Below are 15,930 nucleotides of genomic sequence, written 5' to 3'. Positions count from 1 at the left end.
ATACCGTTTGGACATAACCTTAGAGCTGAGCCTCAGTGCCCTCGCTGCGAAAGGCGCTGGGGCTCTTTCCGGTCCAGCGCCGGAATGCCCGGCGGAAACTGCGCACGTCGCTGTAGCCGACTTCCTCGGTGATGCGCTCGATGGACAGTTCGGGATTGGCCAGCAGGTTCAGGGTCCGGCTGCGGCGTACTTGTTCGAGCAAGGCTTCGAAGGTCAGGCTGTGTTCGGTCAGGCGCCGGCGCAGGGTGCGGCTGCTCATGTTGAGATCGCCGGCGATTTTTTCGATGTGGCTGCCACGGGTCAGGTCCCGGGCGATCGCCCGCTCCACGGCCTGGATCAGATCGATCTTCTGGTGGACCTCGGTGGCCTCCTGCTCCAGCAACGCCAATGCCTGGCGCAAAGCCAGCGGGTGGTGATTGGGCAAGCGCACGCCCAGCCAGTGCGCGTCAATCAGCATGCGGTTGTGCCGGCAACCAAAACGCACATCCGGTCCCAATATCCGCAGGTATTCCTGGGCATAGGACGGCGCGGCGTGCATGAACTCCACGGCCTGGGGCTTGAAGTCGGGCCCGGCCAGCGCGCGGCCATAAACCATGAGGCTGGCGAAAAACTCCTCCACCGCAAATATCTGGATCTCGGCAAAAGGCAGGCGGCAGGTCGCCTCGACCATGATTCGGTCAGTGGTTTCTCCGACGCTGGTCACCGCAATGCCGCCGGTGGTGTGCTGGTAACGCACGCCCAAGGCGAAGGCATCGCGCAGGGTCTCGCATAACGACACAACGTGGCCCAGCAGGCCCAGGGTGCCGAGCACGTTACGGTCGCCGACCCACAACCCCAGTCCCTGATCGGGCAACAGCCTGAGCGCCCGCTGTATCATGGCCACCGCCTGGCGGTAGGAAATGCGCTGGGCAGGATCCTGCAAATCGTCGAGGCCAAACCCCACGCCACGACACAAGCTGGCGGCATCGAAGCCCTTGTCCGTCACCACCTCGGCCAGGGTTTGCAGCAGAAACGGCGACACCAGCGCCAGTTCATAGGTGGGATCGACGACTTTCATCGGCATGGGCGGGTTCCGGAGCACGTTAGGAGGCGTTTTTGTAACCGGTTGTTTCATCAACGTTAGCATGGCCCGGCAGATCAGGGGGTACAAAAATCTGGCCGCGCAAGTCCCCTGCGTGGCCGCCATTACCCTGCCCCGGCAGCGGCGAACGGCTTATTTGTATGGCTCGGACTTTCGGTGCCTCTCCAACAATAATAATGAGCCCTCCATGAACCCGATCCGCAGCAGATATGTCTTGCAACTGACCCTCGCCCTGGCCAGCGCCGGTACCCTGCCCGCATTGGCTAGCGAATCGGGGGTCGACAACATCGGCCCCGGCACCGATGGCTTTTTTGTGTTGCCGCTGGAAGTCGACAGCCTTCCGGACCACATGGTCGCGTTCAACCTCTACTACAACCATTACAAAGCCCGGAAATTCAATATCAGCTCGTTGGGCGGTGAACTGCCGGACGTGGAAATCGAATCCACGGCAGTGGTCCCACGTATCGATTACCTCAGCCCGTTGCGGGTGGCCGGCGGGCGGGCGGGGATCTACATCGCCCAACCCTGGATCAAGCAGGAAGTCTCGGTGTTCGGCCTGCACGACACCCGCGAGGGCATGGGCGATACCACCATTTCGCCCATTGTGCTCTGGGACATGGGCAAGAACCTGACCCTGGCCGCAGCAGTGGAAATCACCGTGCCAACCGGCGAATACAGCACCGATCGATTGGCCAACACGAGCAATAATTTCTATACCTACAAGCCGCTGTTTTCCTTCACCTGGTTGCCCTCGGAAGACACCGAGGTGTCGATGAAAACCACCTACAGTTTCAACCGCAAGAACAAGGACACCGACTACCGTTCTGGGCAGATTTTCCACTTCGACTATTCCGCCAGCTATCGCGTGACCGACAACCTGAGGCTGGGGCTAAACGGCTATTACCTCAAGCAGACCACCGACGACAAACAGTACGGCCGCACCGTGCAATTCGCCGGGCAGGATGTGGACGACGGCGTGCGCGGCCAGGTCTTCGCCATCGGCCCGGCGTTGCACCTGACCTTCCTCAAGTACGCCAGCGCCGAAATCCGCTGGGCCAAGGAATTCGCCGTGGAAAACCGCACCGAGGGCGAGATGCTGTGGGCCAAGATCAGTATTCCGTTTGCGTTCTAGAAATGTTTCACAGGCATTCGTTTCACCGCAGGTTTTGTCTTGGCAGGACTGAATCAGCTATAAACCGGCCAGCTCTCGACAATCCTGCCGCCCCGCACCGCCAGCAGGTCGCCAAATTGCAGCAGCACCGACTCGGTCTGGGTCGGTCGCAGGAACACCTGGTCTTCCACCGCCAGCCCCACCGCTTCGGAACCGTTGACCATTTCCTGGTTGGAGCTGCGGCCGTAAAGACCGTTGCTCTTCAAGCCGCGCGGTGATTCGAAGTCGGCCATCCAGTTGCCGCCATAGATGAAGAACGTGGCGCGTTGGTTCACATCCCACCAGGAAAAAATCCGCGACCGCTCATCCAGCGCCGGGATGTTCACCGCGCCGGTGCTTTTCAGCACTGGGGTGGCGATAAAGGCCGCCGGCACGTGCTCGCTCAATGACGGCAGGTCATAGTGGCTGGGCTTGAGCATGGCCGTGCCCACCGACACTTCGGTGCTGAGATTTTCCCGTTCATGCAGGCGATAGCTGGGGCTGCCGGCGGTGTTGAAGGTCAGGCTCGGATGCCATAAATCGGGGTAGCGCAAACGGACGAAGTCCACCCTGGTTTTGTAGATCGCCATGACCCGGGCCAGCAGCGTCTCGGGACTGGCCAGCAGTTCGGGCACGCCCATGCCCACGAACGGGTCGTAGCCCATGAACCCGGCGAATTCCAGCTGCGCCGGATGGGCGCGGATCTGCTTGAGCATCGCGTCCAGCGCCGCGTCGTCGGCCACGCCACCGCGATGCAGGCCGACATCCAACTCAATATTGACTCGCAAACGCGTCCCCAGGCTCTGGGCCAGCGCCCGGTATTGCTCAAGCCGTTCGGGCGTGTCCAGCAGCCACTGCAATTGCCGCGACGGATCGAACGGCCCCTTGTGGCGTTGATAGAACAACTCGGCAGAGCGCACCGGCAAGGGCTTGCCCAACAGGATATCGGCCTCGGGAAACTGCACCGCGTCGTGATTGAGAAACGGCTGGTGGAACGACATCAACCGTCGGGTCTCGGCCCGCTGGGCGATGTAGTGCAGCAGCCCGGGCGACGGCAATGATTTTTCCACCAGGCGCAGTTGCTTGCCGGTGCGCCGGACCGAGGCCGTCACCACGTCGATGTTGTGGTCCAGACGATCCAGGTCCACCACCATCACCGGACGCATGGGGCCGTTGGCCTTGAGTTCGCGGTTCAACTGGCGGAAATAATCGCTGTACGGCCCTCCCAGGTCATCAGGCCGAAACCAGGCGCCGGCGCCAGCAAGCAAGACCCCCGCGCCCAGCGTACCCCTCAGGAAACCACGACGATTGAAGCCCATCAGCTCACCCCCAGAATCGATGAAAGATGCCCGTTGAGGAACTTGCCCGCAGGGTCCAATGCCTGGCGCACCTGGGTAAATTCAGCCCAGCGCGGATAGAGCGTCTGTAGCGCCTTGGCGTTGAGGGAATGCAACTTTCCCCAATGTGGACGGCCCTGGTATTTCCAGAAAATCGGCTCGATGGCCGCGAAGAAATTGTGATGATCCATCTGATAGTGCTGGTGCACGGAGATCGAGCAACTGTCCCGGCCTTCAAACATGCTCAGGGCAATATCGTCGGCCTTCACATAGCGGTATTCGATGGGAAACCAGGTGCGCAGATCCTTGTCGCGAATCAACGCGAGGATCTCACGCAGGCACGCGGGCCCCCATTCGGCTGGCACCGAATATTCCATCTCGTTGAAGCGCACGGTGCGGGAGTTGGCGTAGATGTCATGGGAATCACCGACCCGATCATCGAAACTGGCCAGCAGCCGCAAGCTGTTGAGCAGTGCTCGGCGGGCGGCGGGAAAATCGCTGCCGTACTTGTCGAGATTCTCGATCAAGCTGACGAATTCGTTGCCGCCCTCCTCTTCGGGGCTGATCGGCGGCGTGGCCGGATCCGTGGTTTCGTTCAGGGCTATCGACAGCGCATAGTCGGAATGGGTAACGACCTGCATCTCCCAGTGCTGATTGTCACGGGTGTTGCTTTCGACGTCCTCGAGCAGCTCTTCGGTTTTGGCCACCCATTGGCGTTCACGCAGCCGATAAGCCGGACGGTTCTGCAAGCGGACGCGCGTCACCAGGCCCAGCGCGCCGAGGGACACCCGACCGGCCAGGAATACTTCGGGGTGGCGCTTGGCATCGCAATCGAGCACCTCGCCACTGGCCGTTACCAACTGCAGGCCGACCACTTGCGAGGCATACGAGCCGAACGCCTTGCCGGTACCGTGGGTCGAGGTGGCGATGGCGCCGGCCAGGGTCTGGTAATCCACGTCGGCCATGTTCGGCAGCGCCTGGCCGATGGCCTTGAGCGCCGGGCCCATGCGCGACATGGGCGTGCCGCCGCCGAACTCGGCCTGCAGGCTGGCCGCGTCGTGGTCCAGCAGGCCGCTGAAAAAACTCAGCGACAGCAACGTCCCGTCAGTGGGCACCAACGCGCTGAAGGAATGCCCGGAACCCACCGGACGAATCCGCCCCTCGGCCCGCATCACCACTTGCACCAGTTCGTCGAGATCCTTGGGTGCCAGGCGAGCGGCTGGCAAGCAACTCTGTGCCCCCGACCAGTTGCGCCAGGGAATCAGTCGCGGCGCGCGCATCAACTCGGCCAGGGCGCCCTGGCTGCCCAGCGCGGTAAAAGCTGCGAGCATGCCGGCCCCTTGCAGCAGCCGGCGCCGTGAGAAATCCATCGTCATGCTGTAGTCCCCGCTGGTCACTGGATCGGTTGGCCGGACATGAAGGCGATCAGCGCCACGAACTGCTCCTCGGAACAGTGCATGCACAGCCCCATCGGAGGCATGCCGTTGTAGCCATTGATTGCGTGGTCCAACAGGGTGTCGGCGCCCTGGGCCACGCGCGGCGCCCAGGCATTTGTATCGCCGGTCAACGGCGCCCCGGCGCCGGGGTTGGCGTGGCAGAGCTTGCAACTGCTGTCGTAGACCTGGGCCAACGCTGCGTCCGCGGGCATGGCCGTGAATACCGTGGCCGCGGGAGGCTTGGCTTCCTCGCCGCAACCAGCGAGCAGCGAACCGAGCAGCACAAAGGTGGCGCAGTGAAGCAGGATGGAAGACGTGGTTGCCGACATAAAGCCCTCTTGGCAGCGCGATGGTTGCGCCTTTTTTGTTGTGGGTCTGGCAGTTCCCACACTAAGGCACGTCAGGGCATCGGCTTGAGGGCATTGGGGGCCATAAAAGGGGGCTTGGGCGGCCAGGCCTTGTACCCAATTTACCGAGATCAGGGGATCAGCAGCCCCTGCTCCCGCTCACACAACTGCACCACGTAATCCCACAGCACCCGCAACCGTACGGATTTATGCAGTTCGCGGCGGGTGCTGATCCAATAGCTGCGGCGGATGGTTTCGTCTGGCAACAAAGGCACCAGCGCCGGATCGCCGCTGGCCATGAAGCAAGGCAATACGGCGATCCCCAAACCTGAGCGCGCGGCTTGTTGCTGGGCGATGACGCTGGTGCTGTGGAACACCACCCGGGGGTTGCGGCAAAAGCTGTTGAGGAACATCAGTTCCTGGCTGAACAGCAGGTCATCGACGTAGCCGATCCAGGCGTGACGGGCCAGGTCTTCCCGGTTCCGCAAGGGTGGCGAGCGGTCCAGGTAGGCCTGGCTGGTGTACAGCGCCAGGCTGTAGTCGGTGAGCTTGCGGGTCACCAGCAGGTCGGCCGACGGGCGTTCGAGGTGAATGCTGATTTCCGCCTCACGGTTGAGGATACTGACAAAGCGTGGCACCGCCACCAGCTCCACTTCCAACCCCGGATAACGCTGGAACAGCCCATCCATGCGGCTGGCGAGGAACATGATGCCCAGCCCTTCGGTCACCCCCAGGCGGATCTTGCCCAGGGGCGCGCTGGACTGGGTGATGTCCTCCTGGGCCAGCAATGCCACGTTTTCCATGGCCTCGGCGTGCTTGAGCAACGCCTCGCCGGCAGGGGTCAATTCATAGCCTTGGGCATGCTGGACGAACAGCGCCGTACCCAGGCTTTTCTCGATGGCTTCGATGTGCCTGGCCACCGTAGCGTGAGTGGTGTTCAGCCGCCGCGCCGCCGTTAGCAGACGGCCGCTGCGTTGCAGCTCCAGGAAATAGCGCAGGTCATTCCAGTCAAACATGGGCCATCCTTGCATTCCTCTTGGGCGGGACTGTTTATAAACGCACAGCGGCTGCGCAAAAACTAACATTCTTTTAACGAAAACTAACAACTAGGATGGACCCACAAGAACAATAAATGAGGTCGCGAATGCAACCTGTCGTCGATGAATACGATTACGTGATCGTGGGTGCCGGCCCGGCCGGGTGCCTGCTGGCCAACCGGCTTTCGGCCAACCCACAGCATCGAGTGCTGCTGCTCGAAGCCGGCGGGCGCGATAACTATCCGTGGATTCATATCCCGGTCGGCTACCTGTTCTGCATCGGCAACCCGCGCACCGACTGGTGCTTCAAGACCGAGGCGCAACCCGGCCTGCAAGGGCGCGCCCTGAGCTACCCTCGCGGCAAGGTGTTGGGCGGTTGCTCGTCCATCAACGGCATGATCTACATGCGCGGCCAGGCCGCGGACTACGATGGCTGGGCCGCCGAAGGCAACCCCGGCTGGGCCTGGAATGACGTGCTGCCACTGTTCCGGCAGAGCGAGAACCACTTCGCCGGAGACTCCGAACTCCATGGTGCCGCCGGCGAATGGCGGGTCGAACGCCAGCGCCTGTCATGGCCGATCCTCGATGCGTTCCGTACCGCCGCCGAACAGAGCGGTCTTCCCAACGTCGACGATTTCAACGGCGGTGACAATGAAGGCTGCGGCTACTTCCAGGTCAACCAGAAGGCCGGCGTGCGCTGGAACGCGGCCAAGGCCTTTCTCAAACCGATTCGCAACCGCGCCAACCTGACCGTATTGACCGACGTCGAAGTGGATCGCGTGCTGTTGCGTGACGACCGGGCCCACGCCGTCAGCGCTCGCTGGCAAGGCAAAGGCATGACCTTCAAGGCCCGCAAGGAAATCGTCCTGTGCGCTGGCGCCGTTGGCTCGCCGACAATCCTGCAGCGCTCCGGGATTGGCCCGCGCAACCTGCTCCAGCGCCTGGGTATCGGCGTGGTTCATGAGCTGCCCGGCGTCGGCGGCAACCTGCAGGATCACTTGCAACTGCGGTTGATCTATCAATTGGAAAACGCCCGGACCCTGAACCAGATCGCCGGCACCTTGTGGGGCAAGATGGGCATGGGCCTGCGCTACTTGTACGACCGCAGCGGCCCATTGTCGATGGCGCCAAGCCAACTCGGTGCGTTCGCCCGCTCGGGCCCGGAACAGACCCGCGCCAACCTGGAGTACCACGTCCAACCATTGTCCCTGGAGCGTTTTGGCGAACCACTGCACAGCTTTCCAGCGTTCACCGCATCGGTGTGCGACCTGCGTCCGCAAAGTCGAGGCCGGGTAGACATCCGCTCCGCCGATCCGCACGAAGCACCACTGATCCAACCCAACTACCTGAGCCACCCCGAAGACTTGCGGGTCGCCGCCGACGCCATCCGCCTGACCCGGCGCATCGTCGCGGCCCCGGCCCTGGGCAGCTTCAACCCAGTGGAATACCTGCCGGGCCCCAGCCTGCAGACCGAAGAGGAACTGCACCAGGCCGCCGCCCGCATCGGCACGACGATTTTCCACCCGGTCGGCACCTGCCGCATGGGCCAGGACCGCGACGCGGTGGTGGATGCGCAATTGCGCGTCCATGGCATCAGGGGCCTGCGCATCGCCGACGCCTCGATCATGCCGCGCATCACCTCGGGCAACACTTGCTCGCCGACATTGATGATTGCCGAGAAAGCGGCGCAGATGATCCTCAACCCAGCCACGAGGAACACCAGCATCGAAAAAGTACCTGCCGCGGTCTGAAGAACAAGTCAGCCTCCTGTGGGAGCGGGCTTGCTCGCGAATGCAATCATACGGCCACCTTTTATGGTGGATGACACACCGCCTTCGCGAGCAAGCCCGCTCCCACAGGGAAAAAACGTGTCGATTCAAGGAACGCATCAAAGCAGAAGACGCCCTACCGGCGTCGGCAGTGGAACAACAAAAACAATCACTGTGAGGGATAGTGCTATGTCTGAACACGTTCAGCCCCTGGAAGCCACGCGTAGCGCAGGCACCAGCCAGGAAACCCAGAAAGTCATCTTCGCCTCCTCCCTGGGGACGGTGTTCGAGTGGTACGACTTTTTTCTCTACGGCGCTCTGGCGGCGGTCATCAGCAAACAGTTCTTTGCCGGGGTCAATGACACCACGGCGTTTATCTTCGCCCTGATGGCATTCGCCGCCGGCTTCATCGTGCGACCGTTCGGTGCACTGGTGTTCGGACGGTTGGGCGACATGATCGGGCGCAAATACACGTTCCTGGCCACCATCGTGTTGATGGGCCTGGCGACGTTCTGCGTCGGCCTGCTGCCCAACTACGCCAGCATCGGCATCGCCGCGCCGATCATCCTCGTGCTGCTGCGCATGCTCCAGGGCCTGGCCCTGGGCGGTGAGTATGGCGGTGCCGCCACTTATGTCGCCGAACATGCCCCGATAGGCAAGCGCGGCTTTCATACCAGCTGGATTCAATCCACGGCCACCCTCGGGTTATTGCTCTCGCTGCTGGTGGTGCTGGGCTGCCGCTACTTCACCGGCGATCAATTCGAAGTCTGGGGCTGGCGCATTCCGTTCCTGCTGTCGATCCTGCTCCTGGGCATCTCCACCTGGATCCGCCTGAGCCTGCATGAATCGCCGTCCTTCGTGAAAATGAAAGAAGAAGGCAAGTGCTGCAAGGCACCGATCCGCGAGTCCTTCGGCAAATGGGAAAACCTGAAAGTGGTGTTGATCGCCCTGTTCAGCATCAACGCAGGCCAAGCGGTGACGTTCTACGCTGCGCAGTTCTATGTGCTGTTTTTCCTGACCCAGTTCCTGAAGATGGACCCGGCCCTGGCCAACAGTTTGCTGATCGTCAGCGTGGTGATCGGCGCACCGTTTTTCATCTTCTTTGGCTGGCTCTCGGACAAGGTCGGACGCAAACCCGTGCTGATGATCGGCCTGCTGCTGGCGACGGCGCTCTACTTTCCGATCTTCAAGACCCTGGCCCACTATGCCAACCCGGCCATCGACCTGGCGAGCCGTCAGGCGCCTATCACTGTGGTTGCCGACCCGGCCACCTGCACCTTCCAGTTCGACCCGGTGGGCAAGGCACGTTTCGACAGCCCTTGCGACAAGGTCAAGACGTTCCTGGTCAAGCAAGGCCTGCCCTACAGCAGCGTCGCAGCCCCGACCGGCAGCACAGTGCAGGTCAGCGTCGGTGACGTGAAACTCGAAGGCTATGACGAAGCGGCCCTGCGCGGCGCCGTGACCCTGGCCGGCTATCCGCAGAAGGCCGACGCCCAGCAGATCAATCGGCCGATGATCGTCGCCTTGATCGTGGCGCTGATCATCATTTCGGCCATGTGCTACGGCCCACTGGCAGCGCTCATGGTTGAACTGTTCCCGACGCGGATCCGCTACACCTCCATGTCCCTGCCCTACCACATCGGCAACGGCTGGTTCGGCGGTTTCCTGCCCACCGTGTCGTTCGCTCTGGTGGTCTACACCGGCGATATTTTCTATGGGCTTTGGTACCCGGTGGTGATTACCGGCGTGAGCCTCGTAGTGGGCATGTTCTGCCTGCGGGAAACGCGGAATGTGGACTTGGATAAGAACTGAGGGTAATTAACCCTGCGGAACCTGATCCTCCCGTGGCGAGGGAGCTTGCTCCCGCTGGACTGCGAAGCAGGCCCCTCTGGCGGTCGCAGCGCAACCGAGCGGGAGCGAGCTCCCTCGCCACAGGCTGTCTGCCAAGTCTCTCAATGAACCGAGTGATCCTTCACCGTGCTCTCCACCAGATCCAGCATCTGCCCCAACGCCCAAGGCTTGGCGATGAACGAAGCGTGATGCTTGATCCCGGCGCTTTCCGGCGTTTCGAAACCGGACATGATCAATAAGGGTATCTGCGGCCAGCGGTCGCCGGTCAGGTTGGCCAGGTCCGCACCATTTATCAGGCCCGGCATGGTGATATCGGTCAGCAACAGGTCGACGTAATCGGCGCTTTCTTCGAGAAACGTCAGCGCCGCATCTGCGCTTTCCCGTGGCTCGACGACAAATCCCTCGTCTTCCAGGATTTCACAGAGGAATTCCAGGATCGTTGGATCATCTTCAACGACGAGGATCAAACGTGTGGTCGCCTGTCCGTTGCCGTTTGGCATCGAATTCATTAAGTGACTCTCCTTGGCCCCATTAACTTCTCTTGCGGTTTGTACCGCTCTGCAAGTTATGAGCGATCCCCTTGCGAGAAATTCATTCTGCTTGCCTACGGATCGCCTGAATGCGGCCCCGGAGATATCCGCCGCAACGCAGGGCAACGTTTTCATCTGTATATCCATACAGATAAAACTTGCTCCGGCGCGCAACCATGACCATGCTAGGCCCCAAGAAAACCGCTGAGAGAAACGGCGCTATGCAGCTGTACCTGTGTGAAAAACCGTCCCAGGCCAAGGACATCGCAGCCGTGCTCGGCGCCACGCGTCGTGGCGATGGTTGCTGGCTGGGCCCGAACGTCACGGTTACCTGGTGCATCGGCCATCTGCTGGAAACCGCGCCGCCCGACGCCTACGACCCGCGCTACAAGCGCTGGGTGCTGGCTGACCTGCCTATCGTGCCGGCGCAATGGAAAATGACCGTCAAGCCAAAAACCGCCAGCCAATACAAGGCGGTCAAGCGTTTGCTGGGGGAAGCGAAGGCATTGGTGATCGCCACCGACGCCGACCGTGAAGGCGAAATGATCGCCCGGGAACTGGTGGAGCATTGCCGCTATCGCGGGCCGATCCAGCGACTCTGGTTGTCGGCACTGGACGAAGCGTCGATCCGCAAGGCCCTGGCCGCCCTCAAGCCGGGGGCGGAGACGTTCAACCTCTATCACTCCGCCCTGGGTCGCTCCCGGGCCGACTGGCTGATCGGCATGAACATGAGTCGCCTGTTCACCTTGCTGGGGCGCCAGTCCGGTTATCAGGGCGTGTTGCCGGTTGGCCGGGTGCAGACGCCCACGTTGCGGCTGGTGGTGGATCGCGACCGCAGCATTGCCGACTTCGTGCCGGTCGCCTACTGGGCCATCGACGTGCAACTGAGCCATGACGGCACGGCGTTCATGGCCCAGTGGCGCGCCGACCCGGATGCCTGCGACGACCAGGAACGCTGCCTGAACCAGGCCCTCGCCCGGGACGCTGCCCAGGCCATGGGCAACGCTGCCACCGCCCGGGCGTTGAAAGTGCGCACCGAGCGCCTGCGCGAAGCGGCGCCACTGCCGTTCGACCTGGGCACGCTGCAGGAGGTCTGCTCGAAGAAGCTCGGCCTCGGCGCCCAGGAGACGCTGGACATTGCCCAGTCGCTCTACGAAACCTACAAGTTGATCACCTATCCACGCAGCGATTGCGGTTTCCTGCCGTTGAGCCAGCACAGCGAAGCCCCGGCCATCCTCGCCGCCCTCGCCCAGGCTGACCCAAGCCTTGCACCGCTGCGCGAACATTTGCAGCCGCAGCGCAAATCCCGGGCCTGGAACGACGCCAAGGTCAGTGCCCACCACGGCATCATTCCCACCGCTGCCGCGAAGAACCTCGACAAACTCGCGGGCAAGCAGCGCGCCGTGTATACGCTGATTCGTGCGCGCTACCTGGCGCAATTCCTGCCCAATCATGAATACGACCGGACCCAGGCCGACTTCGACTGTGCCGGCCAGGCGCTGCGTGCCGTGGGCAAGCAGATCGTCGAGCCGGGCTGGAAACGCGCATTGCCCGAAGCGTTGGCGCCGACAAAAGGCCGCGAGGCGCCCGTGCCGCAAACCCTTCCGGCGCTGACCGAGGGGCGTGATTGTGCCGTGGACGAGGTGAAACCCAAGGACCTGTGGACCCAGCCCCCGAAACCCTTCACCGAAGGCGACCTGATCAAGGCAATGAAGAACGTCGCCAAGTTGGTGGACGATCCGCTGCTCAAGCAAAAGCTCAAGGACACCACCGGCATCGGCACCGAAGCGACCCGGGCCTCGATTATCCAGGGGCTGCTCGACCGGGGTTACCTGGTGAAAAACGGCAAGGCGTTGTCAGCCACCCCGGCGGCCTTCAGCCTGATCGATGCCGTGCCCCGCGCCATCGCCGACCCGGGCACCACCGCCATTTGGGAACAGGCGCTGGACATGGTGCAAAGCGGTGAAATGAGCCTGGAAGAATTCGTGACCCGGCAAGCGGCCTGGATGAGCAAGCACATCGCCCGCTGCCAAGGCATGAGCCTGACCATCAGCGGCCCCGCCAGCCCCGCCGGTCGCGGCGCTACACCGTGGAAGAACAAACGCAAACCGGCCAAGCGCAAGGCTGCCGGTACACCGCGTAAAGCAAGCAAGGCCAAGGCGACCTGAGCAAAATCAGTCCTAGCATGAACGCCATATCAATGGGGCTTGACCGGAATCCTCATACCCAAACCATTTTGTCCGACAATATGTAGTGACCAAAAATAATCACTACAAAACCGTTGACGCCTCCGGTTTGCCCTTGCATGATGAAGACGTCTCCCCGATCGGGAGTACAGGCAACTGTTTGAGCAAGCTCGTCTGACCGCCGAGCTGTTTTTTTGGATAAGGGACTGCCCACAAGGCAGATTGAAGGTGCTGACCTGGCCTGACCGTCCGGTAACAAGGACGAGAAACGCTGGCGATCAATCCTCATGACGCACGTGGTCGACCCCTCGAGAGTTGACACTGGTAGAAGATTCTTCGCTGTTTCTCTTCGTTGTAGCGCATTTGCGTAGCAGCCCTTCGATAACACTACACAACCGATGCATGACCCTGTCTAAGTTCGACAGACGAACGCTGACGGCCTGGTTTCGGTAGCAGGCAGGCACTTACCGAGAAGCGAAGTTTTTGCGAACCACCAGACAGATCAACCAAATGGTCAAGGGGCTTACACATGAATCTGAATAATCAACCATCTATTGATGAACTGGCTCGCATGTTCGCAGCACACAAGGACACCCTCGACAGCCATATCCTGTGGATCAGCAAGACTGGCCAGGTGCATATGGACTGCTTGTCGCCGTACACCCAGGAAGAAGAGTTCGAAAGGAACACGCAAGCCCTGTGTGCCCGGCTGAAGATGTACCGTCGCGGCCAAGGCTACGTTGGCAAGAAGGCCGCCGCGGACAAGGACTTCATGGGACGCGTCCTGCAAACGCTGACCCAGGCGTGGGAGTCGATGCAGGCCACCTCGCCAGTGCGGGTCATCGACCGCCTCTGCTGATTCCACTTGAATAAAAAGGGCCCGTTCCTCAACAGGAACGGGCCCTTTTTCGTGGAATCTAGAACACCGACCAGCCGATCCGCTGGCTGAGCAGTTCCAGCGCCGCCATGCCGGCCAGGGAGTTGCCGGCCACGTTGAGCTCCGGCGACCAGACGCACACCGTGAAGCGCCCCGGCACCACGGCGACAATCCCGCCGCCCACGCCGCTCTTGCCGGGCAGGCCCACGCGATAGGCAAAATTGCCCGCCTCGTCATAGAGCCCGCTGGTGGCCATGATGGAGTTGACCTGCTGGGTCTGGCGGGCGCTCAGGATTTGTTCGCCACTGTGCTTGCAGAATCCGTCGTTGGCCAGGAAGCAGAACGCCCGGGCCAGGTCGATGCAGCTCATCCTCAGGGCACAATGGCTGAAATAGCTGCGCAGTACCGCTTCGACGTCGTTATGAAAGTTGCCGAACGACTGCATCAGGTAAGCCATCGCAGCGTTGCGGGCGCGGTGCTGGTATTCCGACTCGGCGACCTTGCCGTCCACCATCACCTGGGGATTACCCGACAGGCGGCGTACGAAATCGCGCATCGACAACGCCGGAGCGGCGAAACGCGACTGGTTGATGTCGCAAATCACCAACGCGCCGGCGTTGATGAACGGGTTGCGTGGTCGCCCCCGCTCGAATTCCAGCTGTACCAGGGAATTGAAGGGCTGGCCAGACGGCTCATGACCCAGACGCTCCCAAATCGCTTCGCCGGAATGCCCGATGGCCTGCACCAGGCTGAACACTTTGGAAATACTCTGCACCGAAAACGCCGTATCGGCGTCGCCTGCGCAATACATCTCGCCGTCGTTGCCGTACACGGCAATGCCCAGCTGATTGGGCGCCACGGTGCCCAGGGCAGGAATGTAATCGGCCACCTTGCCCTGACCTATCAGGGGGCGAACCGCATCGAGGATCTCATTCAACAGTGCTTGCATATGCGCAGGGGTCCAGTCATTCCCCGTTCGAGTGCGGGGATACAGACGCTAGACGCTGATGGACGGGATCAGAGCACACTGAGTCTTTAAATCGAGCGGGCTATAGTGAAAAGGATCAAACCGCAGGAGGAACACCATGCGTCAAATCGTGCAAAAAGAACCCTGGTGGGCCTCGCCGCCCAGGCCGGGACAGGATGAAAGTGAGCTGGAATGGGGATGGCTGGTGGTCTACAGCGAAGGCGAGCCGCGTTTTGAATTCGTCAGGGAACGCCCTACCGACGAACAGATCCGCCGCCGCAAGGGCTGCCGCGTCACCCTCGGGTCGGAATGAGCCAGCACCGTCACGGCTCGATCTGTGGCAACACCACTGCCCGATTCGCCAGCTCCGTTTCCACCAGGTTGCCCTCGATTTCCTCGTCCAGGTAGTACACCGGCGCCATCACCCCGCTGAGGGGATGCTTGAGCGATTTGAACCAGGCCTCGTCGAACGCGGCGCTCAGGCTTTTGCGGATCTGTGCCTCCATTTCCGGGCGCTCGCCTTCGTGGATGATCGCGCGAACGCCTGCCACGCCCACAGAAATCAGCGCTCCCGCCGCCTTCCCGGCCACGGCCGCCGCTGCACCTGCCGCCCCTCGCGTGGCGAACTGCCCTTCGATCTTCTCGCTGGTGCGCTGGGCCACTGTGGCAATCACCGCGTCCGATGGCCCCGAACCGGTGGCGGCGGCCTTGTTGACGTGGTCAATCAGCGCGGCGTACGCCGGCAACGTGTTCAATGGTTCGGTATGGACCACCTCGTACAACGAAGCATTGCGCGTCGCCGGCGGACCCAGGTTGATGGCCGGAATGGCGTGCAGGCGCCGATTGATCCATTCAATGGGGATTCGATGCCGCTGGGCGATGACCTGGACCTGCTGATTGACCAGGCGCACGTAATAATCCGTCGCACTGGCCCTGATTGCCTCGGGGTCGATCTCCACCGCCACGGGCTCCAGCACCTGGTCGCGATATTGCTCCTGGAGGTAAACCGCCAGTCGCCGGGCCGAAGAGTCCTCCGCGCCCTTGGCACTGGCGGAATACCAGCCGACCTTCATCGCCAGCCACTCCTGCGTCCAGTAGCTGCTGAACCAGGGAATGAACTCAGCCTCGGTGCGCTCGTACACCAGCACCCGCCAATGCTCCATCGAACCGCGAGCATAGACGCCGGTCTGCTCCAGGGCGCTTTTCGAAGCGGCGATGATCTGCCGGTCGACCTGTCGCCAGGTGTCCTGGGAAACCGCCACCGTCGCTGCCTGTTGACCGCGCTGTGGCGTGGCGCACCCCGCCAGAACGAGCAAGACAGCCAACATCAGCGAACGCAGCACAATCGCGCCACCCCGGATT

14 protein-coding genes are annotated in these 15,930 nt (G+C 61.9%); 6 read left to right on the top strand and 8 right to left on the bottom strand.

Features of this window, described 5'->3' with window-relative positions; translation table 11 throughout:
- Positions 1–19: 19 nt before the first annotated feature.
- Positions 20–1,063, bottom strand: a complete 1,044-nt coding sequence (locus AD663_RS10145; RefSeq protein WP_003180409.1) for an AraC family transcriptional regulator — start codon at positions 1,061–1,063, stop codon at positions 20–22.
- A 205-nt stretch (positions 1,064–1,268) separates the two neighbouring features.
- Between AD663_RS10145 and AD663_RS10140 the strand changes: the two genes are divergently transcribed.
- Positions 1,269–2,213, top strand: coding sequence for a transporter (locus tag AD663_RS10140; protein ID WP_003180407.1), 945 nt, complete (start codon positions 1,269–1,271; stop codon positions 2,211–2,213).
- A gap of 53 nt (positions 2,214–2,266) precedes the next feature.
- Here AD663_RS10140 and AD663_RS10135 read toward each other — a convergent pair whose 3' ends face one another.
- From AD663_RS10135 to AD663_RS10120, 4 genes are all read right to left on the bottom strand, one after another.
- Positions 2,267–3,550: a DSD1 family PLP-dependent enzyme gene (locus AD663_RS10135; RefSeq protein WP_053213654.1), complete on the bottom strand. Its 1,284-nt coding sequence runs from the start codon at positions 3,548–3,550 to the stop codon at positions 2,267–2,269.
- The gene (locus tag AD663_RS10130; RefSeq protein ID WP_172680596.1) at positions 3,550–4,899 is read right to left on the bottom strand and encodes a D-arabinono-1,4-lactone oxidase; all 1,350 of its coding nucleotides are present in this window, start codon (positions 4,897–4,899) and stop codon (positions 3,550–3,552) included. Before AD663_RS10130 ends, AD663_RS10135 begins: the two co-directional genes overlap by 1 nt.
- Before the next feature lie 62 nt (positions 4,900–4,961).
- Positions 4,962–5,333, bottom strand: coding sequence for a cytochrome c5 family protein (locus AD663_RS10125; RefSeq protein WP_053213652.1), 372 nt, complete (start codon positions 5,331–5,333; stop codon positions 4,962–4,964).
- Positions 5,334–5,482: 149 nt separating this feature from the next.
- The gene (locus AD663_RS10120; protein ID WP_003180400.1) at positions 5,483–6,367 is read right to left on the bottom strand and encodes a LysR family transcriptional regulator; all 885 of its coding nucleotides are present in this window, start codon (positions 6,365–6,367) and stop codon (positions 5,483–5,485) included.
- Positions 6,368–6,495: 128 nt separating this feature from the next.
- Here AD663_RS10120 and AD663_RS10115 point away from each other — a divergent pair, with 128 nt between their 5' ends.
- Together AD663_RS10115 and AD663_RS10110 are read left to right on the top strand one after the other, a co-directional pair.
- Positions 6,496–8,139 carry a GMC family oxidoreductase gene (locus AD663_RS10115; protein WP_053213651.1) on the top strand — a complete coding sequence of 548 codons (1,644 nt, stop codon included), beginning with the start codon at positions 6,496–6,498 and terminating at the stop codon, positions 8,137–8,139.
- Between the two features lie 207 nt (positions 8,140–8,346).
- Entirely contained in the window at positions 8,347–9,969 is a 1,623-nt protein-coding gene (locus tag AD663_RS10110) for an MFS transporter (RefSeq protein WP_003180397.1), read from the top strand.
- A gap of 140 nt (positions 9,970–10,109) precedes the next feature.
- On the opposite strand, the gene AD663_RS10105 is transcribed toward AD663_RS10110, so the two are convergent.
- Positions 10,110–10,517: a response regulator gene (locus AD663_RS10105; protein ID WP_003180394.1), complete on the bottom strand. Its 408-nt coding sequence runs from the start codon at positions 10,515–10,517 to the stop codon at positions 10,110–10,112.
- Between the two features lie 242 nt (positions 10,518–10,759).
- On the opposite strand from AD663_RS10105, the gene AD663_RS10100 reads away from it, so the two are divergent.
- Both AD663_RS10100 and AD663_RS10095 read left to right on the top strand, forming a co-directional pair.
- Positions 10,760–12,706 (top strand): DNA topoisomerase III, encoded by a 1,947-nt coding sequence (locus AD663_RS10100; protein WP_053213650.1) that lies wholly within the window; start codon positions 10,760–10,762, stop codon positions 12,704–12,706.
- Positions 12,707–13,253: 547 nt separating this feature from the next.
- Positions 13,254–13,583: a hypothetical protein gene (locus tag AD663_RS10095; RefSeq protein WP_053213649.1), complete on the top strand. Its 330-nt coding sequence runs from the start codon at positions 13,254–13,256 to the stop codon at positions 13,581–13,583.
- Between the two features lie 58 nt (positions 13,584–13,641).
- On the opposite strand, the gene glsB is transcribed toward AD663_RS10095, so the two are convergent.
- Positions 13,642–14,550 carry a glutaminase B gene (glsB, locus tag AD663_RS10090; protein WP_003180388.1) on the bottom strand — a complete coding sequence of 303 codons (909 nt, stop codon included), beginning with the start codon at positions 14,548–14,550 and terminating at the stop codon, positions 13,642–13,644.
- Between the two features lie 136 nt (positions 14,551–14,686).
- Between glsB and AD663_RS10085 the strand changes: the two genes are divergently transcribed.
- Positions 14,687–14,881 carry a hypothetical protein gene (locus AD663_RS10085; protein WP_003180386.1) on the top strand — a complete coding sequence of 65 codons (195 nt, stop codon included), beginning with the start codon at positions 14,687–14,689 and terminating at the stop codon, positions 14,879–14,881.
- 10 nt (positions 14,882–14,891) lie between these two features.
- Here AD663_RS10085 and AD663_RS10080 read toward each other — a convergent pair whose 3' ends face one another.
- Positions 14,892–15,911 (bottom strand): hypothetical protein, encoded by a 1,020-nt coding sequence (locus AD663_RS10080; protein WP_053213648.1) that lies wholly within the window; start codon positions 15,909–15,911, stop codon positions 14,892–14,894.
- Between the last annotated feature and the right edge of the window lie 19 nt (positions 15,912–15,930).

This window comes from Pseudomonas sp. Q12-87 (genome assembly GCF_001269755.1).
Classification (GTDB): Bacteria; Pseudomonadota; Gammaproteobacteria; order Pseudomonadales; family Pseudomonadaceae; genus Aquipseudomonas; species Aquipseudomonas fluorescens_S.
This window is presented reverse-complemented; position numbering and strand designations above follow the sequence as displayed.